The 24,907-nt window shown below is 68.5% G+C and carries 22 protein-coding genes, 5 pseudogenes and 1 CRISPR repeat array; of the genes and pseudogenes, 11 read left to right on the forward strand and 16 right to left on the reverse strand.

Going from position 1 to position 24,907, the window contains the following annotated elements:
- The first annotated feature begins 143 nt into the window (after positions 1 to 143).
- Positions 144 to 659 (forward strand): hypothetical protein, encoded by a 516-nt coding sequence (locus AB0D46_RS25905; protein WP_362880781.1) that lies wholly within the window; start codon positions 144 to 146, stop codon positions 657 to 659.
- 244 nt (positions 660 to 903) lie between these two features.
- Positions 904 to 1,421: a CRISPR direct-repeat array (repeat unit 29 nt; unit sequence GGGACCATCCCCGCGGGTGCGGGGAGCAG).
- Positions 1,422 to 1,535: 114 nt separating this feature from the next.
- On the opposite strand, the pseudogene AB0D46_RS25910 reads toward AB0D46_RS25905, so the two are convergent.
- The 4 genes and pseudogenes from AB0D46_RS25910 to AB0D46_RS25925 all read right to left on the reverse strand — a co-directional run.
- Positions 1,536 to 1,744: pseudogene (locus AB0D46_RS25910) on the reverse strand (TraR/DksA family transcriptional regulator); the annotation flags it as partial.
- Positions 1,745 to 1,881: 137 nt separating this feature from the next.
- Positions 1,882 to 2,427 carry a hypothetical protein gene (locus tag AB0D46_RS25915; protein WP_362880783.1) on the reverse strand — a complete coding sequence of 182 codons (546 nt, stop codon included), beginning with the start codon at positions 2,425 to 2,427 and terminating at the stop codon, positions 1,882 to 1,884.
- Positions 2,428 to 2,464: 37 nt separating this feature from the next.
- Complete coding sequence (locus AB0D46_RS25920) at positions 2,465 to 2,755, reverse strand: hypothetical protein (protein WP_362880785.1); 291 nt, start codon at positions 2,753 to 2,755, stop codon at positions 2,465 to 2,467.
- Between the two features lie 468 nt (positions 2,756 to 3,223).
- On the reverse strand, positions 3,224 to 3,703 hold the full coding sequence (locus AB0D46_RS25925) for an ATP-binding protein (protein WP_362880786.1): 480 nt from the start codon (positions 3,701 to 3,703) through the stop codon (positions 3,224 to 3,226).
- Between the two features lie 335 nt (positions 3,704 to 4,038).
- Between AB0D46_RS25925 and AB0D46_RS25930 the strand changes: the two genes are divergently transcribed.
- Positions 4,039 to 4,929: a helix-turn-helix transcriptional regulator gene (locus tag AB0D46_RS25930; protein WP_362880788.1), complete on the forward strand. Its 891-nt coding sequence runs from the start codon at positions 4,039 to 4,041 to the stop codon at positions 4,927 to 4,929.
- The gene (locus AB0D46_RS25935) at positions 4,926 to 5,150 is read left to right on the forward strand and encodes a DUF397 domain-containing protein (RefSeq protein WP_362880790.1); all 225 of its coding nucleotides are present in this window, start codon (positions 4,926 to 4,928) and stop codon (positions 5,148 to 5,150) included. Before AB0D46_RS25930 ends, AB0D46_RS25935 begins: the two co-directional genes overlap by 4 nt.
- Before the next feature lie 239 nt (positions 5,151 to 5,389).
- Here the strand turns inward: AB0D46_RS25935 and AB0D46_RS25940 are convergent, their stop codons facing one another.
- Positions 5,390 to 6,448, reverse strand: a complete 1,059-nt coding sequence (locus AB0D46_RS25940) for a methyltransferase domain-containing protein (RefSeq protein ID WP_362880792.1) — start codon at positions 6,446 to 6,448, stop codon at positions 5,390 to 5,392.
- Between the two features lie 105 nt (positions 6,449 to 6,553).
- Here AB0D46_RS25940 and AB0D46_RS25945 point away from each other — a divergent pair, with 105 nt between their 5' ends.
- Positions 6,554 to 6,838, forward strand: coding sequence for a hypothetical protein (locus AB0D46_RS25945; protein WP_362880794.1), 285 nt, complete (start codon positions 6,554 to 6,556; stop codon positions 6,836 to 6,838).
- 226 nt (positions 6,839 to 7,064) lie between these two features.
- On the opposite strand, the gene AB0D46_RS25950 is transcribed toward AB0D46_RS25945, so the two are convergent.
- The 10 genes and pseudogenes from AB0D46_RS25950 to AB0D46_RS25995 form a co-directional block, all read right to left on the reverse strand.
- A complete protein-coding gene (locus AB0D46_RS25950) occupies positions 7,065 to 8,324 on the reverse strand; it encodes a diacylglycerol kinase family protein (RefSeq protein WP_362880860.1) in 1,260 nt (419 codons plus the stop codon).
- 100 nt (positions 8,325 to 8,424) lie between these two features.
- The gene (locus AB0D46_RS25955) at positions 8,425 to 8,715 is read right to left on the reverse strand and encodes an SHOCT domain-containing protein (RefSeq protein WP_362880796.1); all 291 of its coding nucleotides are present in this window, start codon (positions 8,713 to 8,715) and stop codon (positions 8,425 to 8,427) included.
- Positions 8,716 to 8,786: 71 nt separating this feature from the next.
- A complete protein-coding gene (locus AB0D46_RS25960; protein WP_362880797.1) occupies positions 8,787 to 9,239 on the reverse strand; it encodes a DUF6325 family protein in 453 nt (150 codons plus the stop codon).
- 30 nt (positions 9,240 to 9,269) lie between these two features.
- Positions 9,270 to 9,635 (reverse strand): amphi-Trp domain-containing protein, encoded by a 366-nt coding sequence (locus tag AB0D46_RS25965; protein ID WP_362880799.1) that lies wholly within the window; start codon positions 9,633 to 9,635, stop codon positions 9,270 to 9,272.
- A gap of 181 nt (positions 9,636 to 9,816) precedes the next feature.
- Positions 9,817 to 10,149, reverse strand: a pseudogene (locus tag AB0D46_RS25970) (cation:proton antiporter); the annotation flags it as partial.
- A gap of 156 nt (positions 10,150 to 10,305) precedes the next feature.
- Positions 10,306 to 10,512, reverse strand: a complete 207-nt coding sequence (locus AB0D46_RS25975) for a three-helix bundle dimerization domain-containing protein (protein ID WP_362880861.1) — start codon at positions 10,510 to 10,512, stop codon at positions 10,306 to 10,308.
- A 412-nt stretch (positions 10,513 to 10,924) separates the two neighbouring features.
- Entirely contained in the window at positions 10,925 to 11,605 is a 681-nt protein-coding gene (locus tag AB0D46_RS25980; protein WP_362880801.1) for a GAP family protein, read from the reverse strand.
- 37 nt (positions 11,606 to 11,642) lie between these two features.
- Positions 11,643 to 11,942: pseudogene (locus tag AB0D46_RS25985) on the reverse strand (glycoside hydrolase family 15 protein); the annotation flags it as partial.
- Between the two features lie 2 nt (positions 11,943 to 11,944).
- A complete protein-coding gene (locus AB0D46_RS25990) occupies positions 11,945 to 12,355 on the reverse strand; it encodes an SHOCT domain-containing protein (protein ID WP_362880803.1) in 411 nt (136 codons plus the stop codon).
- A gap of 131 nt (positions 12,356 to 12,486) precedes the next feature.
- The gene (locus tag AB0D46_RS25995; protein WP_362880805.1) at positions 12,487 to 13,320 is read right to left on the reverse strand and encodes a class II glutamine amidotransferase; all 834 of its coding nucleotides are present in this window, start codon (positions 13,318 to 13,320) and stop codon (positions 12,487 to 12,489) included.
- A 780-nt stretch (positions 13,321 to 14,100) separates the two neighbouring features.
- On the opposite strand from AB0D46_RS25995, the gene AB0D46_RS26000 reads away from it, so the two are divergent.
- The 5 genes and pseudogenes from AB0D46_RS26000 to AB0D46_RS26020 all read left to right on the forward strand — a co-directional run.
- A complete protein-coding gene (locus tag AB0D46_RS26000; RefSeq protein WP_362880807.1) occupies positions 14,101 to 15,015 on the forward strand; it encodes a hypothetical protein in 915 nt (304 codons plus the stop codon).
- 140 nt (positions 15,016 to 15,155) lie between these two features.
- Positions 15,156 to 16,006, forward strand: a pseudogene (locus AB0D46_RS26005) (IS5 family transposase).
- Between the two features lie 160 nt (positions 16,007 to 16,166).
- On the forward strand, positions 16,167 to 17,813 hold the full coding sequence (locus tag AB0D46_RS26010) for an MFS transporter (protein ID WP_362880809.1): 1,647 nt from the start codon (positions 16,167 to 16,169) through the stop codon (positions 17,811 to 17,813).
- 433 nt (positions 17,814 to 18,246) lie between these two features.
- Entirely contained in the window at positions 18,247 to 19,674 is a 1,428-nt protein-coding gene (locus AB0D46_RS26015; RefSeq protein WP_362880811.1) for a DUF2252 domain-containing protein, read from the forward strand.
- Between the two features lie 113 nt (positions 19,675 to 19,787).
- A pseudogene (locus tag AB0D46_RS26020) lies at positions 19,788 to 20,250 on the forward strand (transposase family protein); the annotation flags it as partial.
- Between the two features lie 131 nt (positions 20,251 to 20,381).
- Here AB0D46_RS26020 and AB0D46_RS26025 read toward each other — a convergent pair.
- A complete protein-coding gene (locus AB0D46_RS26025; RefSeq protein ID WP_362880813.1) occupies positions 20,382 to 20,765 on the reverse strand; it encodes an SH3 domain-containing protein in 384 nt (127 codons plus the stop codon).
- A gap of 781 nt (positions 20,766 to 21,546) precedes the next feature.
- On the opposite strand from AB0D46_RS26025, the gene AB0D46_RS26030 reads away from it, so the two are divergent.
- Positions 21,547 to 23,898 (forward strand): proprotein convertase P-domain-containing protein, encoded by a 2,352-nt coding sequence (locus tag AB0D46_RS26030; protein WP_362880863.1) that lies wholly within the window; start codon positions 21,547 to 21,549, stop codon positions 23,896 to 23,898.
- Between the two features lie 272 nt (positions 23,899 to 24,170).
- The gene (locus AB0D46_RS26035) at positions 24,171 to 24,875 is read left to right on the forward strand and encodes a hypothetical protein (RefSeq protein WP_362880815.1); all 705 of its coding nucleotides are present in this window, start codon (positions 24,171 to 24,173) and stop codon (positions 24,873 to 24,875) included.
- Positions 24,876 to 24,907 lie beyond the last annotated feature (32 nt).

A 24,907-nucleotide genomic window follows, 5' to 3' on the forward strand; every position in this document is an offset into this window, starting at 1 on the left:
ACATCCGGGGCATCCGACCTCTCGTACGAACGTCGCTACCGCGGAGGCCGTCGAGCTGCGGTTCCTGTTCGGCACCTGTTCCTTAGCCGCGCATGACATGGGCGGGTTTCCGCCGCACAGCCGGAGAGATGTATACCGGACACATGAGCGATGGGGATCAGCGCACTTTGGACCTTCTGCGGCGGCTGGACCGGATGCCAGGCCCGCACCATATGGAGTTTCCAGACGGGTTCGACTACAACCGGGCGGAGGCCCGAGCCGGCAAGCTGTCCGAGCGATTGACACGCGAGTTCGGCTTTCCCTGCCCCGTCAGTCCAGCTCAGGACGCCTCCAGTTACTTCAGCATGGGTATAGACGCGCAGGCGACTGAAGCGGGGGGCCACCTCGGTATCCGGCTCAGCAACTACGGCGATCTCGCCAGCATCACGACGCCGGCACGGGGCGGGCTGAATGACGACTTGCATGGGGACCTGGACGAAGCCGTTGCCGAGGGCGCGATCTCCCAAGCGGACCGCATCCGTGTGGAAACCGCGCTGTCCGACCTCGGGTACGTCCTGGTTCAGCAGCGTCCCCTCCAGCGCCGCTACGACGGAGTTCACACCGATTGGGTATGGGCGGGCGAGCCGACTTGGTGGGTCCGCTTCTTCTACTACCTCTAGACATCGGCCCGGGACGCTGACGCCGAGCTCATCCTCTACGGAACGTCATATGGTGATCCTGCCTGAAGCGACCGCATCGTGGGCGGTTCAGCTGACCGGCTGTTGTTCAGCACGCGCGCTCGTTCGAAACTCGGCTCTCCCTGGAACCGGACGTCCCTGCCGCTGAGCATCAGACGTTCTTAAAACTCACCAGCAAAGCCATACGGGGAATAGCCGCCTTCTGGCGCGGCCTTCAGCAGGCGCCGGGATCATCCCCGCGGGTGCGGGGAGCAGACGGCCTGGGTGTCGGTGCTGACCATGCACGGGGGACCATCCCCGCGGGTGCGGGGAGCAGTGGCCGATCGTCCGCTGCCGGTACCCGCCGCCGGGACCATCCCCCGCGGGTGCGGGGAGCAGGGGCCGACGCCGCCGAGCTGAGACCAGGACGCGGGACCATCCCCGCGGGTGCGGGGAGCAGTAGTACTCGGCGTTCGCCACAGTGGGCACGGCGGGACCATCCCCGCGGGTGCGGGGAGCAGCCGACGCTGGCCCCGTGCAGGAAGTTGACGGCGGGACCATCCCCGCGGGTGCGGGGAGCAGACCGAACGGGCCCGGGAATCGCGCACGGTCCAGGGACCATCCCCGCGGGTGCGGGGAGCAGTAGGTGCCACGGGTGAGCGTGGGGTACGCGCTGGGACCATCCCCGCGGGTGCGGGGAGCAGATTTCTGGCTCTGCGCTGTCCTGGTCAATGCCGGGACCATCCCCGCGGGTGCGGGGAGCAGGCTTGCTGAGGTGCGAGTTTATGTGGAGCAAGCCTTGGTTTTACTCAATGCCCCGCATATCAGCCGGTCGGCCGTGGTTCGTCGTGGATGGCGGCGGAGCCTGATCCAGCCCTCAAGGTGTTCGTGTGCCTGGGCCAGCAGGGCGGCCACCTGGGCCCGTTCGAAGGCGGTGCTGCCTCCTTCGGGGTCGTGCTCGTCATCCACCGGTTCGCCGCGACCATCCCATCGAAGTCGCGGCTCTACGCGGCCGCCCGCGCGAGGATGCCCGCGCGGGCGGCCGCAAGCGCGGGCCGGACGTAGTCGGCATCGCTGGGTGGGGTCATGAGCGGGACACCGCCCTCACCGGGTTGCCGGGGGACATCTCGAGCGGCCGGGGAGCGTGGCGCCGACGTCGGCTTGCTCAATGTCGGCTGCCGCGCTTGGAATACGTCGGTCGGCAATCCCGCGCTCGGGATGCCTCTTACCTTGTCGCCCCTGAAGGGCTCTCGCCGACCGAAGGTTCCGGGCTCCGCCAGGTGACCGGTTGCCGCAGGGCCGCAAGGATCTCCGGGCCGAATTCCGGGTCGTCCCAGTCCCCATCCCCGTCTCCGCAGGAATGGAGTTCGGCGGAGGGGTCACGCAGCAGCGGTAGCAGGCGCTCCGCGTCCTTGTGCCCGGCGTCCGCCGCCGAGTTGACGAGGAAGCACAGCCAGGCGTGCGCCCCATCACCCCCGAAGACGCGCGGCCCCATCCTCAGCACCACGACCGCGTAGCGGAACCAGGCGCCGGGGTGCTGCTCTCCGGTTGCCATTCCGAGTCGGCTCTCGGCGATGTCCAGGTCTCCTCGGGCCAAGGCCTGCGAGCCCATCAGGTAGCAGAGGTTCGCGTGCCGGCGATGCTCCAGGGCCTCCTCGCCGGCCAGGGGCTCCATGCCCCAGTCCCCGTCGGGTCGGTCCCAGAAGTCCGCACGGTGGGTCGGCGGCTTCTGCGGGTCTGCTGCGGGCGACGCCTTTCCCGGTCCTTCCACAACGCTCACTTCCGTTCTTCGCCGGTCGGCGGCGAGGTCACCACGGGTGCCGCCACTCACGAGGGGCCTGCTCACGCAATGCGAGCCAGCCGGTCAGGATCCGGTCCTGGTGGGTGGGACGCGGCTCGTCGTCCAGACTGACGGCCACGATCGCGCCGCCACCGCCCCGCACCACGCAGGGCCAGAGCAGGCCGGGCTCGAAGGACAGGGCGTCGTGAGGGTGGCCGTAGTCCACAGCCCAGGTGCCGGCCACGTCGTAGATGAACCGACCGGTGTGTCGAAAGTCGAAGCCGCGACGGAGTCCCAGTCCCTCAGCGATGGCCAGCATGCCGTTCCTGGCCGCTTCGTTCTCGGAGAGGACGTGGGAGTGGGGGTGCCAGAACGTGACAGCCGCCCCACGGCTCCTCGTCCACGTGGCGTCGACACGGATCCCGGCAAGGAACTCGGGACCGGGTGGCGACGTCACGCGCCCTCACCGGAACGATGCTCCTCGGAGAGCCGCCGCAACGCGGCGAACACCCGGGCCGCATCCGCCGGCTGCCACAGGGGTGGCACAAGCGGACCGACGACATCAGTCCTCGCACCAAGCTCCGGCCGCGGCAACCCCTTCTCGGCGCGCTGCCACTCAAGACCCGGCGTCCGCCGAGGAAGCGACTCGCGCTCCGCCGGAACGGGTGCGGGTGCGGGCACGTGTACGGGTAACCCGTACCGACTGACCTCGTACATCAAGGTGTTCCTTCTGACGTGGGATCGTCTGAATGCTCGGGCCGCTCGGGCCGCTCGGGGGCCGGGGCCATCAATCGGCCGCCGTCTCGCCCATACGGCACAGGGCCCAGGTCTCGGTTCCGTTGGCGGTCGTGCCCCACTCGTCCGACAGGGCTTCGACGAGGGCCAGGCCACGTCCGCTCTCATCGTCCGGAGCGGCCACCCGAACCTCGGGCCGCCCGCCGGTGCGGGCGCTGCTGACGGCCAGTCGTACGTGCGTGGCCGTCAGCACCACGCTCACCTGCACCTCGCCTTTGCCGTGCTCAAGGGCATTGGTGACCAGCTCGCTGACGACCAGCTCCGCGGTGTCGACGAGCGAGTCCGGCCCCAGATGGTGAAGCAGGGCCGACACGACCCTGCGCATTTGTCCGACGCGGCGGCCGTCCGCCTCCGGCAGCGGTTCGCCACTGGCGTGGCCTTCCACCACGAAGGAGCACAACAACCGGTCCGCCGCATGCCGGTGGTGTCGCGTCGACTCCGTGCCGGTGTTGGCCACGTGCGGAGTGATCATCTGCGTCATGGTCCGACACCAGTCCCAAGTAGCAGGTACGGGTGCGCCTTCACGGAGGTCGCGACCCCGGAGCCCGAGCGTGACCACCCGCAATCTCACGGGCCGTCGTTGCTCTGCTCAACTAGCTTGCTGGTGGGTAGAGTTATGGAGCAATGAATATCGCGAAGAATATTCTTCGCGAGAAGAACTGGCACATGCCGTGGCACGTTCATCGACTGTTCCGGCACTCGCATGGCGTGCCAGACTGCGCGCGTAGGCAGTTCCAGCGCGCGCATGGGCCCTGTCGGCACGCGCATGGCCTGATCGCCACGCGCGCGGGAAGGAGAGGCACACGGATGGCTGCGAAGCCCCGACCTACTGTGCGGCGCATCGAGCTGGGCCACGAGCTCCGCCAGCTGCGTGAGCAGGCCAAGCTGACCCTGGAACAGGTGAGCGACTCGGATCGCGTGAAGGGTATGTACTTCGCCAAGCTCCAGAAGGTGGAGAAGGGTACGCAGACCTTGCGCTCCGCCCAGGAGCTGAAGGATCTGCTGTCTCTCTACGGCGTCGACGACGAGGATCAGGTCGAGCAGCTCCTGCGCATCCAGCGGGAAGGAGCGAGCCAGGACTGGTGGTCACCCTACGAATCGAAGATGCCGTCGGGCATGCCGCGCTTCGTCGGCATCGAGGCGGCGTCGTACGAGACATGGGCCTTCCATCCGACCCTTGTGCTCGGTTTGTTCCAAACCGAGGAGTACGCCCGCGCTCTCCACGTCCTGGCACAGCCGGTCGAGGAGACGACCAGCGAGGCGATCGATCGGAACGTCAAGGTGCGCATGGGGAGGAAGGAAGCCATCTCCCGCAGCGACGAGCCACTGGTATTGCGTGCTGTGCTGTGGGAGCCCGCTCTGCGGAACCTCATCGGTGACAGGAAGACCATGCGCGAGCAGTACGACGAGCTCGCACGGTTGGCAGCCCTTCCGAACGTGCAGCTCCAGATCCTGCCGATACTGCCGGCGAAGTTCCGGGGGAACCCGCCCACGCACAACTTCCAGGTGCTGCATCTGCGTGACGGCCTGCCCACGTCCGTTCAGGTCGACACGCCGTGGAGCACCACAGCCGTATCGGACAAGCCCCGGGAGGTGGGGAAGTTCACCAGGAACTTCAATTCCCTCACTGCCGCCGCCCTGCCGCCGGAGGACACTCCCGGCTTCCTGCAAGACCTAGCGCGAGAGATCCCCACATGAACGAGAAGCCCGTGAGCGCCGGACCGGAAGCCGGCCTGCGTTGGTTCAAGTCGTCGTACTCCGATGGCGCCGGAAACAACTGCGTCGAGGTGGCGCTGGCGCGGCACGTCCACATCCGCGACTCCAAGGACAGAGCACGCGTGCCCGTACAGGTCCACCGGGCCGCATGGTCGGCATTCGTCTCCGCGGCGAGCGCGTCGCACACCGCCGACGCCATCTGACGTCCGCACGACCTCACGGCATGGCGTGGCCCTCGTTCGGGATCGGTGGAGGGCCACGTCCCTTCGTCGTTCCCACCCCTGTCTGTAGCTGCAGGGAATGTCCTCCCCTCTCGCCATCCGAGACGGTTCGCGGAGGCCTCCTGCCGCCTGCTCGCCACGCGATCAGCGGCCCGTCGGAGCGCCGTACGGTCCGGCATCGGGGGCGCCGACCCAGACCTCCTGGTGGTCAGGTCTGACGGTCATTCCGAAGTCCCACAACGGCGGTGAGCCGCGCTCCTCCCAGTGCCGGCGGCCGGCTTCGACCTCCGCCAGGAGGCGGCGGGGGCCGCCCTCGGAAGCATCGGTGGCGCCGTAGCCGTCGGTGAGAGCGGTGGCCCATGAGCTGATGCCGTCGTGCAGTCGTACGGCGAGCCCCTGGCCGTCGCCCTCGGTGATGATGCGGATGTCCGGGTGGGAGACCCGGAGGGCGAAGAGCAGGTTCGGGTCGGTGAGGGGGCGCCGAGGTCACGGTCGACGCGGACCTGTCGGTCGGTCGCCGCGCCGCTGCGGATCGCGTGGTACTCGCGGCCCTGGTCGGTACCCCTGCTGGGCATGAAGGTGGCCAACCCCTGCACCCATCCCGTGGCGGACTTCCGGTCGTCGGCAACGGTCAGCGCGATCGTCCCGAGCCGGCCCCAGGGGATGACGAGGCGGCCGCCCGGTCGGGTCTGTTCGGCCCAGGCCCATGGCACGTCGTCCACGGCGTACGTGGCGATCAGCCGGTCGTACGGAGCGGCCTGTGGCCGGCCGGCGTTTCCGTCTCCGGTGTGCACGGCGACGGCGAAGCCGGCTTCGGTGAGGCGCCGTTGCGCGGCCGCGGCGAGCTCCCCGTCGACCTCGATGCTGGTGACCCGACCGGGTCCGGCCCGCGCGGTCAGGAGTCCAGCATTCCAGCCCAGTCCGGTGCCGACTTCCAGTACGCGGTCGCCGGGTTCCAGGAGCAGGGAGTCGAGCATGTCGACGACGACGGAAACGCACGAGAGGCTGGAGCTGGGCAGGCCGTCCACGATCTGCGTGATGGCCGAGTCGCCGGGGTCCGCGTAGACGAGGTCGGCCCATGCGTTCGGGTCCTGCGCGCGGTCGACCGGAACGTAGGCGTGACCGTCCCAGGTCCAGAGCCGGTCGGGCGCGAAGGTATGGCGGGGGACCGTGTCCAGGACTGCCCGGCGGACCCACGCGGAGTCCGCCGGCCATGCCCCCTGGGCGTCCATGGCCTCCGCGAGCGCGCGGCGGCGATCATCAAGACGCACGAGGGTCATCGGTCAGCCCCTACGCTTGCCGCTGCCCGGCGGCGGTGTGGAGACCTTGCCGTCCGAGTTGCCCGGAGGCGGGGTCCCGCCCGACAGCGGTGGGTTCGGCTTCGCATGGCTCCCGCCACCCCCGCCGCTGCTTCCGCCCTTCGTTCGGTCATGCCCTGCGGCTTCAGTCCGGACCGAACCCTGCGCGAGCGGGAGCTGCTGACCTCGTTGCCCGGATGGCAGGACCTGCCGGCGGTACGGTCCGGCGACGTGTGGGTGCTGGACGGGCCGGCCTACTTCAACCGGCCCGGTCCCCGCGTCGTGCGCGGCGCGGAGGTGCTAGCGCGGGTACTGCACGGGGTCCGCGGGGGCGAGCCGGTGACGGCGGCGGAGGCCTTGCGACTCGGATGAGCAGGCGGAGGGCCAGCGGTGAACGCGTCATTGGCCTCGGGCGGGCGCGTGCGGGTACCGCATGGGCCGGGGCCACATCCGCCCGGGGGCAAGCAGTCTCACCGAACACGACACCGGCGAGCCGGTGGAGAGCCGGCCCACTGGGACGGTGCCGGCGATCCTCCGTTCCGACCAGCAAGCGAGCACCGGCCGAAGATCGTTCACGCAATTGCGGTCAGAGCCGTCCTCAGCGGCGCTCAACACCCGGGACGGCCGCCGACGCCGCCCTTCCCATCGTCAGCGCCAGCCTGCGCACCGCGGACCAGTCCATTGGCACCCCGGCCCTGACGCCGGGCCGGTGCCGGGGTACCAGGACCCGCAGGACACCCGGTTCCACGCGGCAGTGCACCGGTGTGGGCATGGTCACCGACTCGCCGTCCAATCCGACCCGCATGAGCGGACCATCCGAGTCGACGACGACCTCCCGTGTCGTCAGCGACGTCAGGCCGCCGGAGCCCTCATGGCGCAGGATGCCGGCCGCCTGAGCGGCGTTGTCCACCTTCACGCTCAGGACACCGAGGGTTCCGGTGTCCAACCGGATCCGCCGCCCCAGCCCCGCCGGGTCACCGCGGCCGTAGGGATTGTTGCTCACCAGCACGGCCTGCGGCTCCTTGACGGTCGTGCCGTCGGCGCGCACGCTCAGTCTCGGGCCGCCGCGGCGCGCCAGCAGGTCGGGCAGCAGCGCCAGGATCGTACGGATCTTGTCGTCGCGGTATGCCGGGCTCTGGACCACTTCGGCGTACGCGCCGAAGGACGCGTTGTTCACGAAGGGACGCCCCTCGATCCGGCCGAGGTCCACCCGCACCTCCACCCCGTCGGTCAGTGCGTCCAGGCAAGCCGCCGGGTCTCCCCGGTCCAGTCCGAGGTCCAGGGCGAAGTGATTGCGGGTGCCGGCGCTGACGACCAGGAACGGTACGTCCCGCTCCACCGCCACGCCCGCGACCAGCGCCTGGGTGCCGTCGCCGCCCGCCACGCCCACGAGGTCGGCGCCCCGGTCCACCGCCCGGCGGGCGAGCTCGGCTACGTCCTGGGGGTGGTCGGGGTCCAGGAGCACGACCTCGGCGCCCAGCTCCTCGGCCTTCTCCTGCAGGCGGAAGGCTCCGACCTTCCCGCCGCCGGAGCGCGGATTCATGATGACGAACGGCCGCTTCGGCGGCACGACCGGATGCTCGGGCATCCGGGTCCGGCCCTCGTCGGCCAGCGCGGATCGCCCCGCCGCCACTGCCAGGGCCCACATGAGCAGCGTGCAGAGCACCACCCAGAGCAGTCCGACGCGCGCGTACCAGACGATCACGGCCGCGGGTACCGCCACGCACAACAGCGCCGCCAGCCACCTGACGGGGCCGCGATGGGCCAGTACCATCCACACAGCGGCAGCCGACACGGCCACTCCGGCCAGCCCTACGACCACCAGGACGACGCTGCGGAAGCCGGCGAACACCAGCATGACGATCAGCGCCGCCGCGCCGGACAGCAATGCCACACGCGCCTTGGCATGCGTGCTCACGTGGTCGGCCTCCGTTCCACCACAGGTCGTAGCCGCACTTTCAGGAGTTCAGGATGCGGTCCTTCTGCACCGCCAGCTCCGCTTCGGTGAGCACGCCCTGCTCCTTGAGGGCTGCGAGCTCCTTCAGCTGGGCGATCTTGTCGTCCATGCTGGGCGCGGCGGAGGCCGCCGGGGCGGTCGGCTCCGGCTGTGCCTGTGGCTGGGCCGGCGCCGCAGCGTCGTTCTGCTGGGCCCAGCGGCCAGCCTGACGGCGTGAGACACGATTCGAGACGGCCGTGGCCGTCCCTGCGATGGCGGCGGTTCGCGCGACGCCGCGCAGTAGTCCGGGCATGGTTTCCTGCCTCAGTTTCGGTGCTTCTCTTCGTGGTGTGTGCTTCCCTGCGATGTTTGCCGTGGTGCCTTTCAGGCCGCGGCGTCATCGAGCGCGTCCAGCACCTCGATCAGGTCCTGCGTCGGCACCCGGCCGCTCGCGACCATCCGCGCGTCGGCACGGCGCAGGGCAGCGGCCAAGGGCGCTGCCCACACGTTCTCGTAGAGGAGGACGGCTGCGGAATCCCCCGGCGCGAGCAGCGAGCCGGCTTCGGCGAGGTCGTCCTCGCCGAGCAGACCCGAGGAGACCCCTTCGAAGAAGGTGAGGTCGAGGTTGCCGTCTCCCGTCACGTCCGCGAGGGCCAGGCCCCGCACAGACCCGTCTTCCTGCTTGGTCAGGAAGGTCAGGTCGAGGATGCGGATGATGCCGCGGTCCACAAGGTCTACGAGCAGCGGCATCCCTTCACCGGTCAGGCGGCTGCCCGGGAATTCCACGACGAGGTAGTCGATGGGTCCCGTCTCTTCGAGCCCGTTGTCTCTGGTCACGTCAGTCCTCCCGTGGTGTGAATCCGTCACTCATGCGCGACTCGCGGCAGAACGCCGCGGCTTGGCCGCCGTCGTGGCCTTCCTGGTCCGCGCGGGGCGCGCCGGGGCTTCGGCGGGCGGTTCCGGTTCCTCCGCGGCCCTTCGCGCGGGGCGGGTGACCGTGCGGCGTCGGCCGGTGGTCCACTTCAGCTCGATCTCCAGCTCGATCTCATCGCCATCCACCTCGATCTCCACTTCGCTGTGGAGCTCGTCGGGGACGCGCAGGCTGAGCACGCCCGAACCAAGCTGCACCTCCGTCTTCCCACCCTCTCGGAGTGCCTGGGCGAGCGCCGCGAGCTGGTCGGCGGCCTCGACGCGCGACAACGAGCGCTTCTGCTCGAACTTGAGGTCCGTCATGGGTTGCTCCAGGGCATTGGGACGCATCTGACCAAACGGACCAGATACCAACCATGCTCCCCGCCGCGCCGTGATCCCGCACGGCCGGCCGTGCCGTCGGGTGCCCTCGCCCGCGCACACAGCCGGACGTCCTGGGTACGGGTGCCCAGGTCGGCGGGCGTCCGGCGGATGTGGAGGTGGAGCCGAAGGCGAGGCCGGCTGTCCAAGCGCCGATGAAGCCGCTGCCTTCGGTCGTGACACCCATCGCGTAGGTGATCACGGGAACGGCGAACACTAATACCGGGCGCCAGCCGGGGCCGCTCCATCGTTGGGCGAGCGACCGGCGCAACAGGCTTGCCCCCATCCAACCGGCGGCGAGTCCGATCGCGCCGCTCAGCAACAGCGCGCGCAGGAACCCCTCGGTGATGCCCTGACGGCCATGGCCCTCACCGGCGGCAGCCAGTGCGAACACGAAGAAGGGAAGCGCCGGACCATCGTTCAGACCGGATTCGACGGATGGGCCGCCGCGGACCAGGGCCCTTGCATCCCGGGCAGCCGATCAGGCGTCCACGACGAACATGCCGCGAAGGATGACCGCTCGTACCCCGACGTGGCGCGGCTGGATCCGGACACTGGCCGTGGAGCAGCTTGCGGTTGATGTGCTGCCCGATCGTCGCGGACCGCCGAGGCATCAGGTGCCTAAGGCCCCGGCCTGACCGGGAGCAGTGGGGCAGGCGGCACTGAGCGCCTTCCGGGACCGGCGTTCGACCAGGATCGGTATGTAGGCCCTGATCCTGGCCTGGCGGAACGAGTCGTACGCGACCCGTACCGTTGCCTCGACGGCGGCTGCGTCGACCGAGGGGTAGGCAGCCCTCAGGCGCGCCACCATGCTCCGCATGGATTCGAGTTCGTCCTGAGGGCCGGGCTCCGGGAGGTTCGGCGGTCCTGCGGGATCGGCGCGGTCCGCCAACCCGGGATGGCCACGCAAGCTCTCGACGGGATGGAACACCTCGGTTCGAGGAGCCTGCCCTTCAATTGTCACCGGCCGGCTGCCCTGATCCCATGTCCTACGACCTCCAGACACCACGGAACCGGACCTCCCGCCACAGCCGCGAAAGGGTCCCCGCTCTCATTGTGTGACCGCCCGGGCTGGATCGCTTCCTGAGGCTTGAGGCTTGAGGCTTGCAGGGAACTACCGGTGGTTTGTTGACGTGGGCTCGGGTCGGCAGTATCGGTACGGAGAGAATCCTTGGTGATGAGCCACCGACCTCGTCGTCCGGCGAGGTGCGCGGTCTTGGTGCTCCGCTCGTTCATCCCGTGAGCTGGTAGAGGCTCCTGCCGACGAGCCACAGTCCGAGGACGAGGCAGGTGACCACGATCGCCGGATCCTTGTGGCGCTCGAGCCATGCGCGCAAGTTGGTCAGCGCGAGCTGGGCCTTCTCCGGCGCGAACACCATGTGCAGCTCCATGGCCAGCAGGCTGGAGGTCGCCAGCAGGCAGAACGCCGCCAAGGCCAGATAGGACGTCGCGTGGGAGAGATCGGCTTGCACGACGGTGGCGGCAGCGGCGCCGACCATCCCCCAGGGCTGCAGGAGCACGGCGAGCGCGGCCGCGGACCATCCGGTGGCGTCGTCCATGCGTGACGACAGCGACGTCCCGGAGGCATCGGACTTCTCCATCTCGCAGGAGCCGGGCGTCGTCGCGGTACGGCGGCGACGGCGTCTGCGCTCGCTGTAGACGATCAGGCTCACACCGATGATCAGGGTGGCAACGAGTGCTGCGATGGAGGGTGGGGAGCGAGGCGGGGGCGGCTCGCCGCCTGTCAGGAACAGGACGATCGCCATGACGGTCACCAGGCAGGCCAGCCAGGCCAGGATGAAGGCCAACCCCCTCCGCACCCCCCGAGGTGCGGAGACGACCAGCACGAAGGCCATGATCGGCAAGGGGAAGAGGGTGACGACCAAGCCGATGAGCAACAGGTCAAGCACCATCGCCCTGCACCCCGCACCCGTGCTCCGTCCCCGCCGGGAACAACCCGACGTGGTTGGCGTACGTGAGCATCTTGTCGAAGGCGTAGCGGGCCTGTTCGAGCCTCCCCGCCCGGGCGAGGGCGTACACGTACAGGAAGCTGCAGAGGGAGAACGTGCCCTCGGTGCCCCGGAGTCCGTCGGGGGAAGCCCCGGGGTCGTAGCGGTGGACGAGGCTGCCGGCGACGAGTTCGGCGTCCATGGCGTCGAGGACGGTGCTGCCGTACTGCTGGACGAACGCCTGCTGTTCCGGGCTCCAACCGCGGGTCATGATCTGGTCCATGATGGCGTCGCGTGCGGCCCTCAGGACGCGAGCACCTTGGCCTTGGCATGCTCGTACTCGGCTTCCGTGATATCCCCGTGGTTCTTGAGGTCAGCGAGCCGGGAAAGGTCCTCGGCGTGACTCCTGGGGCCGGCGCTTTCGCGCACGTAGGAACGGAATGCCTGCTCATGCTGCTGAGCCCTCTTCAGCTCGCGTTCACCCATCCCCCGGCCGCGTGCGATCAAGTACACGATCACGCCCAGGTAAGGCAGCAGGATGACGAAGACGGTCCATCCTGCCTTTGCCCAGCCGTTCATCTCGTCGTCGCGGAAGATGTCACCGATGACGCGGAAGAGCAGCATGAACCACAGCACCCAGAAGAAGCACAGCATCATGGTCCAGAACATGTTCAGCAGCGGGTAGTCCACCGCCAGATCGAACATATCGAACATAGCGCCATTCATCGCCGGACTCCTGTCGATTGGGGCGGGGGCTTGGCTTCCAGAGCCCGGTGATACCTGGGACTTGGAAATCACCGGACCATGTGCTGGGAATCACCGGACCATGCGCATCGGTCGCCGCGTCATGCCGGTTCCGGCGCGAAGGGATACAGCTCGTCCGCTCCGGGCTGTACGACGCCGTAGCTGCTTTCCGGCACCTCGTTCCAGGCACCCGGCAGGTCCCCCAGGGGCTCGGACACGATGAGGCGGGTCTCCTCGGAGATGTCCCGGAGGAACGCGACGTCGGGATGGAGCCTGCGCAGCGCGTCCACCCGACTGCTGTAGAACAGCGACCGGGAAGCGTGCCCGCTGGAGTAGCGGACGGCGTACACGCGCTCGCCGTCCGTGATAGCCAGCGTCATCTGGAGGGGGGACTCCACGCCGTGGTCGCGACCGACGCGCTCCACCACTCCCGCCATCTTGGCGACGGCAGTCGGCGGGTCTTGGTCCAGGCCGAAGGTGAGGGACAGGTAGAACATCACCTCGGAGTCCGTCGTCCCCCCGATGTCGGCGTACAGCGCGGGATCGACCAGCATGGTGAGGTCGCGGCGCATGAGGTGGAAACCGGAGATGGCGCCGTTGTGCATGAACATCCAACGGCCGTGCCGGAACGGATGGCAGTTCGACTGTTGGACGGCGGTTCCGGTCGACGCCCGGATGTGGGCGAAGAACAGCGGGGAGCGGACGTGGTCCGCCATCTCCCGCAGGTTGCGGTTGTTCCAGGCGGGACCGATGTCCCGCAGGAGCGCCGGAGAGTCGTTGTCCTCCGTGTACCAGCCGACGCCGAAGCCGTCCCCATTGGTCGTCTCCACACCCAGCTTGGAATGCAGACTCTGATCGATCAGTGAATGGGCGGGTTTGTACAGGATGGTGTCGAGCAACATGGAGGTCCCCGAGTAGGCCAGCCATCGACACATGTGCGATCACCTGTGTTCCCACTGCTACCTGCCACTACGGGCAGAAATGCGCTTGGGTCCCGCACGGCACGCTCCGGACCGCAGGCAGTCGGACCATCATCTCTCTGCACCGACGTGCCGACTCAGAACCCCTGGGCCACGTCCGAAGAGCCCCTGGGCCGCCTCCGAGGGCAACTGCGGGTGTCTCGCGGCGCTGCGGGCGTCCAGTCCGTACAAGCCCGCCGGGCGGCCGCTTCTCCAGCCCTTTCATTCTCCTGGCCCCCTCATGTGACCGCCACCCAGGCGCCGGCCCGGCCCCATTCAGGGAGGTGCAGTCACCACGTGGCCGACTACCGTTCCGCCGGCGCTCCGGCCTCGCGCCACCCGGCCGCCGGCCGCCGGCAGTGCCAGTACGGCGAGCACGCGAGCACGGCGAGCAGGATGAGTGCCAGGAGCAGGACCGTGAGCACCGTGGGGCGGCCGCTTCTGACGGATCGGGCGGCACACCCATAGCGCTCCCTCCGGAGAGACGAAAGACCCGGTCCCGGTCATTGGGCACGTCGCAGCACGGGTCCGTGCGTTTGGTTGCGCCCATTGTGGGCGGCACCAGGCCGGCCCACCGGAGGTTCGTTAGGCTTGCAGGTAAACGTTCGGCTCCGTCAGAACTCCGTCAGAACTCCGGCAGAAGCCGGCTTGGAACGGGCGCCGAGAAGCTTCGAACCCGTACCACTCGTACGACTGGAGCGTCGCGTGTCATACCGCCTGCGACCCAGCCTGGCTCGAACGACCGTTGTGGCCGGCTTGGCGATGGCCCTGGCCGCTGTGCCGTCCGGCTCCGCATACGCGTTCACCGGTGGCAACCACGAGACCATCACACGGGCCGCCCTGCCTTGGGAGCCGGCCACCCTGTTCGAGATGGCTGATGCGCGCAACGGGGCGATCAACGCCAACGACCACGAAGGCTACTTCCTCCTCGGTCCTCTGCACTGCGACAACGCCGACTACCTCGCACCCCGCTACGTCGAGGACTATCCCCGTAGCCGGGACGAGGCCACCACCGAGCTCCTCGCCTGCATCCGTACCTCCGTCGCCCGCTTCCGGAGCGCGGTCCGGGTAGCCGACGGCCTCGTCGACGTCCACGGCACCGTTCGAGCCGACCAGAGCGACCTGTCCGCCCACTGCACCTGGAAGGAGACCCCCGACCGCGCCAAGTGCGAAGTCCTGGAACAGCTCGGCCGTGGCTGGCACCAGCTCCAGGACTTCTACTCGCACTCGAACTGGTCCGACCGAGCCGCACCCGTCCCTGTCGGCCTCGCCGACCCTCCCGGACTGGCACGTACCGGTGTCGCCCCCTTCTTCGACATCCGCCGCTACAGCACCATGAAGGACGCCGACTGGACCCGGGACGCACGCGCCCGGATACCCGCGGACCTCACGACCGGCTGCTACTCCGACTTCGACTCCACCGGCGCCAAGGCCGACGACTGCGCCGGCCGAGTCACGCACAACCGCGCCCTGAACAAGGACACCGCCGCTTCCCAGCGCTCGAAAACCGGCGACAACTTCAACCACGCCACTTCCGGGGCCACCGCCGAGATCACCCGCCAGTGGAACGACTTCAAGGCCGAACTGCTGAAGACCTATCCGGACGACCGGCGCGGCGAGCAGATGATCTGCGCCCTCGTTCACGACGACCCGCGGTCAAGCTGCCCCTGAACGGCCATTGACGTGCCGCAGTCGCCCCCGGCGGGTGTCGAGGACCGGCCTGGAGCACCGGGCCGTGTCCGACCGGCCTGAAATGGGCCTACTAGGCCCTGTCGTCAAAGTGATCTTGGGTTGTGGATCATGGTGTCGTGATACGTCGCCATGAACTGTCCGATGCTGAGTGGGAACTCGTGCAGCCGTTGCTGCCCCGGCCCGTGTTGGGGCGGCCCCGGCTGGACGACCGGACGGTCCTCAACGGGATCGTGTGGAAATTCCGCACCGGGGTGGCATGGCGGGACGTGCCCGAGCGATACGGCTCATGGGCCAGTCTCCACACACGTTTCCGCCGGTGGGCGGCAGACGGAACCTTCGAGCGGATGCTCCAGGCCGCGCAAGCGAACGCCGATTCGGCGGGCGAAATCGAGTGGCTGGTGTCGGTCGACTCCAGCATCGTCCGCGCCCACCAATACGCGGCCGGAGCCCGAAAAGGGGGCTCCGAAACCCGGCCCTCGGACGGTCCCGCGGTGGGCTGACCAGCAAGATTCACCTGGCCTGCGACGGCTCGGGCCGGCCGCTCGCCTTCGTGCTGACGGGCGGGAACGCCAACGACTGCACCCAGTTCACCGCCGTGATGGACGCGATACGGGTGCCCCGAATCGGGCCGGGCCGGCCACGCGTGCGACCCGACCACGTGATCGGCGACAAGGGCTACAGCTCGAAGGCGATCCGTGCCTGGCTTCGTCGCCGGGGCATCACCCACACCATCCCGGAGCGGTCCGACCAGGTCCGCAACCGGGCCCGGCGAGGCAGCCGGGGCGGCCGCCCACCGGCCTTCGACAAGCAGGTCTACAAGCACCGCAATGTGGTGGAACGGTGCTTCAACCGCCTGAAGCAGTGGCGTGGCATCGCCACCAGGTACGACAAGACCGCCCAGGCTTACCAAGCAGCTGTCACCCTCGCATCGCTCCTGATGTGGGCGGGACACTTTGACGACAACTCCTAGCGCGCTACCCACCTGAGCAGGCAGGTCACGGCGGCGGTGACGGAGTTGGCGGGCCGGGCGGCAGTACGTTTGCCGGCGGCACCGCCCGGCTGCCGCCAATCAGCTGACCTCCCCGGCGGGTCGGTGTCCGGCGGACCTGGGCCGCTGGGAGCGTGCCCTCATGGCATCCGAGGCGGGTACTCCCAAGAAGTCCGCAACGGCGGGAGTCGTCCTGCTGACGCTCGCGGCCGGGCAGTTCCTGATGGCGCTCGACAGCTCCGTCATGAACGTCTCGATCGCGACGGTGGCCGACGACGTCGGTACCACCGTGACCGGGATCCAGGGCGCCATCACCGCATACACCCTCGTGATGGCGATGTTCATGATCCCCGGTGCCAAGGTCGGCGCGCTCATCGGACACAAGAAGGCATTCCTGATCGGCTGCGTGATCTACGGCTGCGGATCCCTGATCACTGCTCTGGCCCCGACCCTGCCCGTGCTCCTGCTCGGCTGGTCGTTCCTCGAGGGGATCGGAGCCGCGCTCATCCTGCCCGCGATCGTCGCGCTGGTCGCCGGTAACTTCACGGCGGAGCGCCGACCGGGCGCGTACGGACTGGTGGCCGCATCCGGAGCCGTGGCGATCGCGGTCGGGCCGATCATCGGGGGCATCGCCACGACGTACTTCTCCTGGCGCTGGGTCTTCGCCGGTGAGGTCGCGATCGTGCTCGCCATCCTCGTGCTCGCCCGCCGCACCGCCGACGCACCGGTCGGCGAGCGCCGGCGCATCGATCTGATCGGCGCCGTGCTGTCCGCCCTCGGACTGGGGGTCTTCGTCTACGGGGTGCTCCGGTCGAGCGAGTGGGGCTGGTTCCTGCCGAAACCCGGTACGCCCGCCCTGCTCGGCATCTCCCTTGTCGTATGGCTGATGCTCGCGGGCCTGCTCCTGATCCGGATGTTCCTGTACTGGGAGGCCCGCCTCGTGGAGCGACACCGGGAGCCACTGGTGGACCCGGCGCTGCTGCGCAACCGGCAGCTCACCGGCGGCCTGACGATGTTCTTCTTCCAGTACCTCGTACAAATGGGCGTGTTCTTCGTCGTACCGCTGTACCTGTCCGTCGCGCTGGGACTGTCCGCGCTCAAGACCGGCGCACGCATCCTGCCACTCTCCCTGACCCTGCTGGCCGCCGCCATCCTGATCCCGCGCTTCCTCCCGAACGTCTCACCGCGGCGGGTGGTGCGATTGGGCGTCCTGGCTCTACTCGCGGGCGCGGTCGCCCTGCTCGCCGCACTCGACACCGACGCGGGCGCGGAGATCGTCACCATCCCGCTCCTCCTCATCGGACTTGGCATGGGAGCACTGGCCTCCCAGCTCGGCGCCGTCACGGTCTCCGCGGTACCCGACAAACAGAGCGCGGAAGTCGGCGGCATCCAAAACGCCGTCACCAACCTCGGCGCCTCGATCGGAACGGCACTCGCCGGATCAATCCTGATCGCCGCGCTCACCACCTCCTTCCTGACCAACATCGAGCAGAACCAGGCCATCCCGGACGCGGTCAAGAGCCAGGCCACCGTCCAGCTCGAAGGCGGCGTGCCCTTCATGTCGGACGCCCAGCTCAAAACCGCCCTCGACAAGGCGGGCACGAGCCCGGACGTGGCCTCGGCCGCGATCGACGCGAACACCGACGCGAGACTCGACGGACTGCGCGCCGCACTCGCCATCCTCGCCCTCGCCGCCCTCCTCGCCCTGTTCTTCACCCAACGGATCCCGACGACCCAGGCACGCTCCACGGAACCTGCCGGAGCGGCGGGCCGCACGGCAACGGCCTAGGATGAGCTTGCCGAGCAAACGGGGCATGTCCGACGACCCAGAGATGCCACTACGGGCCGTTCGGGTCGGCCCGGGAGGTGTCCATGTCCGTACCTTGCGACGCAGCGCCCCGGCAGACGCCGAGTGATCCCGAGGACGCCCTCAGGGCGGCTCGGAGGCTCCTGGCACTCGGGGCTGGGCTCCGTCCTCGCCACTCCGGTCCAGGGCATCCCGGTACTCATCCCGCCGCACGATTCGCCGCACATCCTGGCCTTGATCATCGGTCTGCAGCTTTTGGTGGCCGGTGCCTTCCGTTTCGTCACGGCCTTCTCGCACGGTGGCGACGGGGGCCCATCAAACCGGCGAGTGGTGGCCCCCGCACTCCGGTCGGGCCGCACCGGGGCCTCCCACCTCAACCCGGGCCGATCCGCATCGCCAGGCAGGAGTGGCATTGATGCCCCACACCTCAACCACCGCGATGCGCGCGGTGCCCGACAGTACTCCCGAGGAACGCGCGGCCCTCGGCAAGGAGGCCCGCCGCCGCTCGCCCCGGTCGCAGCACGCCGTATACCGGCCGGCTCCGGACAGACCCGACCCGCTGGCGATCCTGGAAGCGCAGTCCTCGGCCCGAGTTCCCGAGCTGGTCCCGATCCGCTACGGCAGGATGTCGGAGTCTCCCTTCCGGTTTTACCGGGGAGCCGCCGCGATCATGGCGTCCGACCTGGCCGGCAGTCCCGACTCCGGGATCACGGCACAGCTGTGCGGGGACGCGCACCTGCTGAACTTCCGGCTACTGGCGTCTCCGGAACGGCGGCTGATGTTCGACATCAACGACTTCGACGAGACCCTGCCGGGTCCGTGGGAATGGGATGTCAAACGACTGTCGGCGAGTCTCGTGATCGCCGCCCGAGCGAATGGATTCGACGACGCCGAGCGCGCACGCATCGTGAGGTCCGGGGTGCGCTCGTACCGCGAGTCGATGCGCGGTTTCGCAGGCATGGGAAACCTCGCCGTCTGGTACGCGAAGGTCGACGCGCACCGCCTGAAGGACCTGGCGGCCGATCAGCTCGACAAGACCGGACGGAAGAAGCTGGCCGGCGCCCTGGCGAAGGCTCGCCGGCACGACACCTCGCAGGCGTTCGGGAAGCTCACCGAAGTGGTTGGAGGACACCCGCGGATCGCGGCGGATCCCCCGCTGTTGGTGCCGGTCGCCGACCTCTTGCCGGACGTCGAGCGCAGTGCGCTGGAGGACCAGTTCCGCCGTCTGCTCGACCACTACGGGCAGACGATGTCAAGCGATCGCCAGGCACTCCTGCAGGACTACCGGCTGACGGACATGGCCCGCAAGGTCGTCGGCGTAGGCAGCGTCGGCACCCGCTGCTGGATCCTGCTGCTGCTCGGCCGCGACGGCGGGGATCCGCTCTTGCTGCAGGCCAAGGAAGCCGACACCTCCGTACTCGCCGCCCACGTCGGCGCAAGCCGGTACGACAACCAAGGCAAGCGTGTGGTCGCCGGGCAGAGGCTGATGCAGGCGGCCAGCGACATCTTTCTCGGCTGGCAGCGGATGGAAGGGATCGACGGCAAGCAACGCGACTTCTACGTCCGCCAGCTACGCGACTGGAAGGGGATCGCCATGCCGGAAACGATGACGCCCGGGCAGTTGGAGACGTTCGGCGAGGTATGCGGCATCACCCTTGCCCGTGCCCACGCACGGTCGGGCGACCGGATCGCGATCGCCGCTTACCTGGGCCGCGGCGAATCCTTCGACCACGCGCTGGTCGCCTTCGCCGAGGCCTACGCCGACCAGAACGAACGCGACCATCAAACCCTCGTCGGCGCAGTCCGCGCAGGGCGGCTGCCTGTTCAAGATCTGAATCCTTGAGCTTCTTCGATGTGGCCACCGATCGGGTGACGGTCCGTGAAGCGAAGCGAGCGAAGCCCTCGGGCTGTTGATCGAGATGTCCGACGTCTCAATTACGTTGCTCGGGGGACTCGTTGGTCGTCCATCCTGCCGCAATCGACCTGTCGCACGCACTCGTGGAGTGGGTCACCATACTGATCGTCACCCGTGAGGGCGACCGGCGCTGCAAGCTCCGTCCGTCCCAGCGCGCGATGGTGGCACTGGCTCTCGCGCGCCCTGCCAGGCCCGCACCCATGACCTGACCGCCGCCCGCCCCCCCGGATCATCCGCATCCGCGAGCGCCAGGGCGTTCCCATCGTGGCCGATCTCGCCTACCAGGGCGCCGGTTCGTGGCTGACCACGGGCATCAAACGCAGGCCCCTGCAAGAACTGACCCCCACTGCGAAGACCCGCAACCGCGCCCTGGTCGCCATTCGGGCACCCGTCGAACGCGGCGTCGCCCGCCTGAAGTCCTGGCGGATCTTCCGCAGGTCCCGATGCGGTCCCGACCGCGTGACGTCAATCGCCAAGGCCGTCCTCACACTGGAGCTGCAACGCCGAAGAAGGTCGGTGATGAATTCGGAGGTCGGTCGGAGGCAGCGGACAGGCCGCCGGTCTCCGGAGGGATTGCCGGGCGGCCGGCGGCCCGTTGAAGGGCTGGGGAACGGTGTCCTCGGCGCGGGTCCCTGTCACTCGCAGGGATAGCTGGTGATGCGGACGAGGTACGCCGCGGAGACCCAGCGGTTGGTGCCCACCTTGCGGAAGCCGTTGGTGGTGGACGCCGACGCGAGGACCGTGGCGCCGTTGGGGTAGGACCCGACGACCGAGTAGCTGGTGCCGGGACCGCTGCGGATCTGCAGACCGCCGCTGGCGTTGACCCTGTAGTAGCACTGGGTGGCGAGCGCACCGGCCGGCACGAGCTCCACGGCCGCGCCCGTCGTGCGGGCGGGTGCGGCGGCCTGGGCCGTGAGACCGCCGCCGAGGAGCGCGGCGGCGGAGAGGGCCGCCACGGCCGCCGTGCGGGCGACGGAGCGACGCGGTGACATGGTGCGGCGTGCTGCTGTGACGGTCATGGAATCGATTCCCCTTGCGTCGTCGGTTCTGGGTGCGGAACACGTACGTAGGAGCAGGCCCGGGTCGGCCGAGCGGTGTCACCGCTCAAAGACACCGGAGCCGCGCACGACGTTAGCGCCATCGGGGTGCAATCAGCCGCCTGGCCCACGAGAACTCCCCAACCGGAACGGGGGAAGTGGCCCGTTCCGGTTGGGGAGTCCGTAAGACGCCGAATCAACGTACTTGAGACGTCAGACATCTCGATCAACAGCCCCGGGGCCCGTGCGGAACCGCCCGAGTCGTGGTCTACGTCGGGGTTGACCGCGTCCATCCGCGGTCTCGCGTATTTCACCTGGCCTTGATCCTGGGCGCGACTGATGCCGACATTCACAATGGGCGATCGATGTTCCGATTTACGGCTGCGATGCGGTGGCTCATGAATTTGGTGCTCCGCCATCGGATGCAGCCCGAGAACCATAGTCAACTACCTTGCACTAATTAACAGTTGCAAAATATGAGGGGCGTTCGTTCCGGATAGTCGGCTCTTGCGGGAGGGCCAGCAGGCCCTTAGCGTCCCTCTCGATCAAGAAGAAGCTCGGCGCAAAGGGGCGGATCGCCGGTACCCCCCGTTGCCAGTCCCTCCTCGCGGCGATGGCCGGCGGATCGCCCGGCCCGAACGCATACGCAACCATCCGGGTCGGGATTCGCACGGTGGATTCCGAGATCCGTGCCTGCCCACTTCTTTCCGAGAGTGATATGAAAATACCGATATGGAGAGCGGTTGCCCTCGCGGTGACAGCCATGGCCCTCGGCATGACGCCGGCCCTCGCGGCGAGCACGCCCAACGACGCGAGCTCCGCGCCGACGGCCGTCGGGCAGACCGACCCGGTCGACCCGCCCCTGTACGCGGCGACGGCAAACGGGCACACGGTCCGGGTCAACGTCGTCACCAAGGCACGCGCGGACCTCTCCGGGGCCGCGAGCACCGGCACCACGGTCCAGGGGTTCAACCGCCTGCCGATCGTCACCCTGAGAGTCGACAAGAGCGGCCTGAACGCCTTGGCGGCCCAACCCGGCGTAGTGAGCGTCACCGAGGACACGCTCTCCGCGCCGGCCCTTGACCACAGCGTGCCCTTCATCGGAGCCGACAAGGCGATCACTGCGGGAAAGAACGGCAAGGGCAGTGCCATTGCCATCCTGGACACCGGTGTCGCCACGAACCATCCGTTCTTCAAGGGCAAGGTGATCGCCGAGGCCTGCTTCTCCACGGTCGACCCGGCCAACGGCGCCACCAGCCTGTGTCCCGGGGGCACGACGAAGGCGGAAGGGCCCGGTACGGCCAACTCCCAGATCGGTCCCTGCTCGACGATCGCCGAATGTGATCACGGCACCCACGTCGCCGGTATCGCGGTGGGCGATGGCAGCGGGATCGCGGGAGCGCCCGCCGGAGGCGTGGCGCCCGGTGCCGACCTGATCGCCATCCAGGTCTACAGCAGGTTCGACTCCGAGCAGTACTGCGGGGCCGGGAACACTCCGTGCGTACGGAGCTTCGCCAGTGCCCAGGTCGCCGCCTTGGAGAAGGTCTGGGAACTGCGCCAGGCCGGTACGCCGGTGATCGCCGCCAACCTCAGCCTCGGGGGCGGTCAGTACGGGTCGCCCTGCGCGAGTGATGTGCGCAAGGTCGCCATCGACAACCTGCTGGGGGTCGGTGTCGCCACCGTCGTGGCTGCCGGGAACAACGGCTTCCCCACCAAGGTGAGCAGTCCCGGATGTGTCGCCTCGGCCGTCACGGTCGGGTCCACGGGCTTGGACGACGTGGTGTCCGATTTCTCCAATGCGGGCCCTCTGGTCGACCTGTTCGCTCCCGGTGACGCCATCGTCTCCTCCGTGCCCGTGGGCGGGTTCGCGGCGAAGAACGGGACGTCGATGGCCGCCCCCCACGTGGCCGGAGCCTTCGCCGTGCTGCGACAGACCTATCCCGCCAAGAGCGTCGCGGAGTTGGAAGCCCTGCTGAAGACCAGCGGGGCGCCCGTCGTCAACGGAGCCGGCACCACACCGCGCGTCGACGTCGGCAAGGCACTGGCCGGGGCGGAGCCGACGCCCGCCCCCGAGCCTCAGCCCAAGCCCCGGACCTCGCACCTCACCAACGACACCGACTTCGCGATACCCGACCCGGGGACGGTGCTCTCGCCCCTCACGGTTGCCGGCTTCCCCGCGGGACCGGCGCCCAAGGCCCTTCAGGCGCGGGTCAATGTGACGCACGCCTTCCGCGGCGAGGTCCGCATCGACCTGGTCGCCCCGGACGGGAAGAGCTATCTGCTCAAGGCCACCGATGGGGTCCAACCCGGTGGCACGATCGCCACGACTTACACGGTCGACGCCAGCGCCTCGCCACTGGCCGGAACCTGGAGCCTGCGGGTCGAGGACCGTTCCAAGGGTGGCTCGGGCGTCCTCAGGGACTGGTCGCTGATCATCCCGACGCCCTTCGTGAAGACGGCGGCGGTACCCATCCCGGACCCCGGGACGGCCACCTCGGAAATCACGGTGGACGGAATCGCAGGCCGGGCCTCGCGCAATCTCCAGGTGCAACTGGACGTCACCCACGAGTGGGTGGGCGACCTGCGGATCGACCTGGTGGCCCCGGACGGCGCGCTCTACCCGATCAGGTCGACGTCGGGCACCGACGACGCCCTCAATCCCGTCTACGCCGTGGACGCGGGCCCGTCGCCGGCCAACGGGGCGTGGCGGCTACGCGTTCAGGACACCTCCTCGGGGGCCGTGGGCACGCTGAACGGATGGGCTCTGACGTTCCCGTCCTACGAGACCCAGGGCGTGGTGGCCCTCCCCGACTTCGGCGGGCTGTCATCACCGATCACGATCGGCCCGATCACGGGGAACACATCGAACAATCCGACCGTGTGGGTGGACATCACCCACGAGTGGCTCGGCGATGTGGAGATCACGCTGCTCGCCCCCGACGGGACGGCGTACCTTCTGAAGGGTGACGCCGAGAACGAGGCGGGCGGCACGCTCAGGCACGTGTACGAGGTCGATGGCCGCATCAGCCCCGTCGCCGGCACCTGGAATCTGCGCGTCGAAGACGTATCGACCGGCAGCGCGGGAACGCTCAACGCTTGGACACTCACTCTCTGACCCGTTTTGGCGCGGTAATCAAGCTTTCATGGTGACGGGTAATGGCTCGACCGGAAATTCTGGTCGAGCCATTTGTGTTGCCAGCGAAGCGGAATATAAAATACCGCTGGAACCTCAGATGTTCCTCAGAATTCTCAGATTTCGCGTTCCAGGTCGGAATCACGTGCCAGAGTTCTTCCTGTCAGGCGGTTTCCGGAAGGGAAGCCGCTTCGGATTACCGGGGGGACTTCATGTCCGTACGTACGAAATTCGTCGCGGGTGTCGTGGGAATTGTGATTCTGGGAAGCGTTTCTCCGGCGCTGGCGGAGGAGCTGCCCGGCGGGTCGGGCGAAGTCCAGAAGGTCGTGGACGAACCGTTGGTGGCCGATGGGGCGGCCATCGAGCCCGGCTCCATCACCGACGAGCCGGCTTCGGCCGGAGAGCCCGTCCTGGACGGGATCGAATCCATCGACGAGCTGGAAGAGGACGCGGAGGTTCCCGGTCAGGGGGAGGGTGCGGACCGGCCTGACCCGGTCTTCACCGGCGTGGACGACATCTCCTCTCCGACCGGCCAGTACTGCGGATCCCCGTTCAATACCGTTCACATCATCCGGAACACCAAGAACACGATGGCCGTGAAGTACACGACCTTCGTCACGAACAACACGTCGTCGACCCAGAAGTTCAAGTTCAGCTCCAAGAAGTCGGGAACGACCACCCTGGGTGCGTCCGTCACCATGGGCGCCGAGTTCAAGCCGCTGTGGTTCGGGACGATCAAGGCGGAGATCAACGCCTCGGCCGAGCGGTCCTGGACCTCGGAAGTGGGTGTCGAGGCCCGCGGCACCGTCAAGGCGCGCAAGACGGTCTACGGCAAGTACGGCATCAAGAAGGAGAACGTGTACGGCTACACGGCACGCGTGCTGAGTAACTGCACCGTCACCAACAAGCGCTACATGGACGTCTGGGCCCCGGCCGGCGAGGGTTGGGTTCTCAGCTGACGAGAAGGCCGCGGGCCGCCCCGGATCCACGG

The sequence above is a fragment of the Streptomyces sp. NPDC048383 genome, assembly GCF_040651775.1.
Taxonomy (GTDB): Bacteria; Actinomycetota; Actinomycetes; order Streptomycetales; family Streptomycetaceae; genus Streptomyces.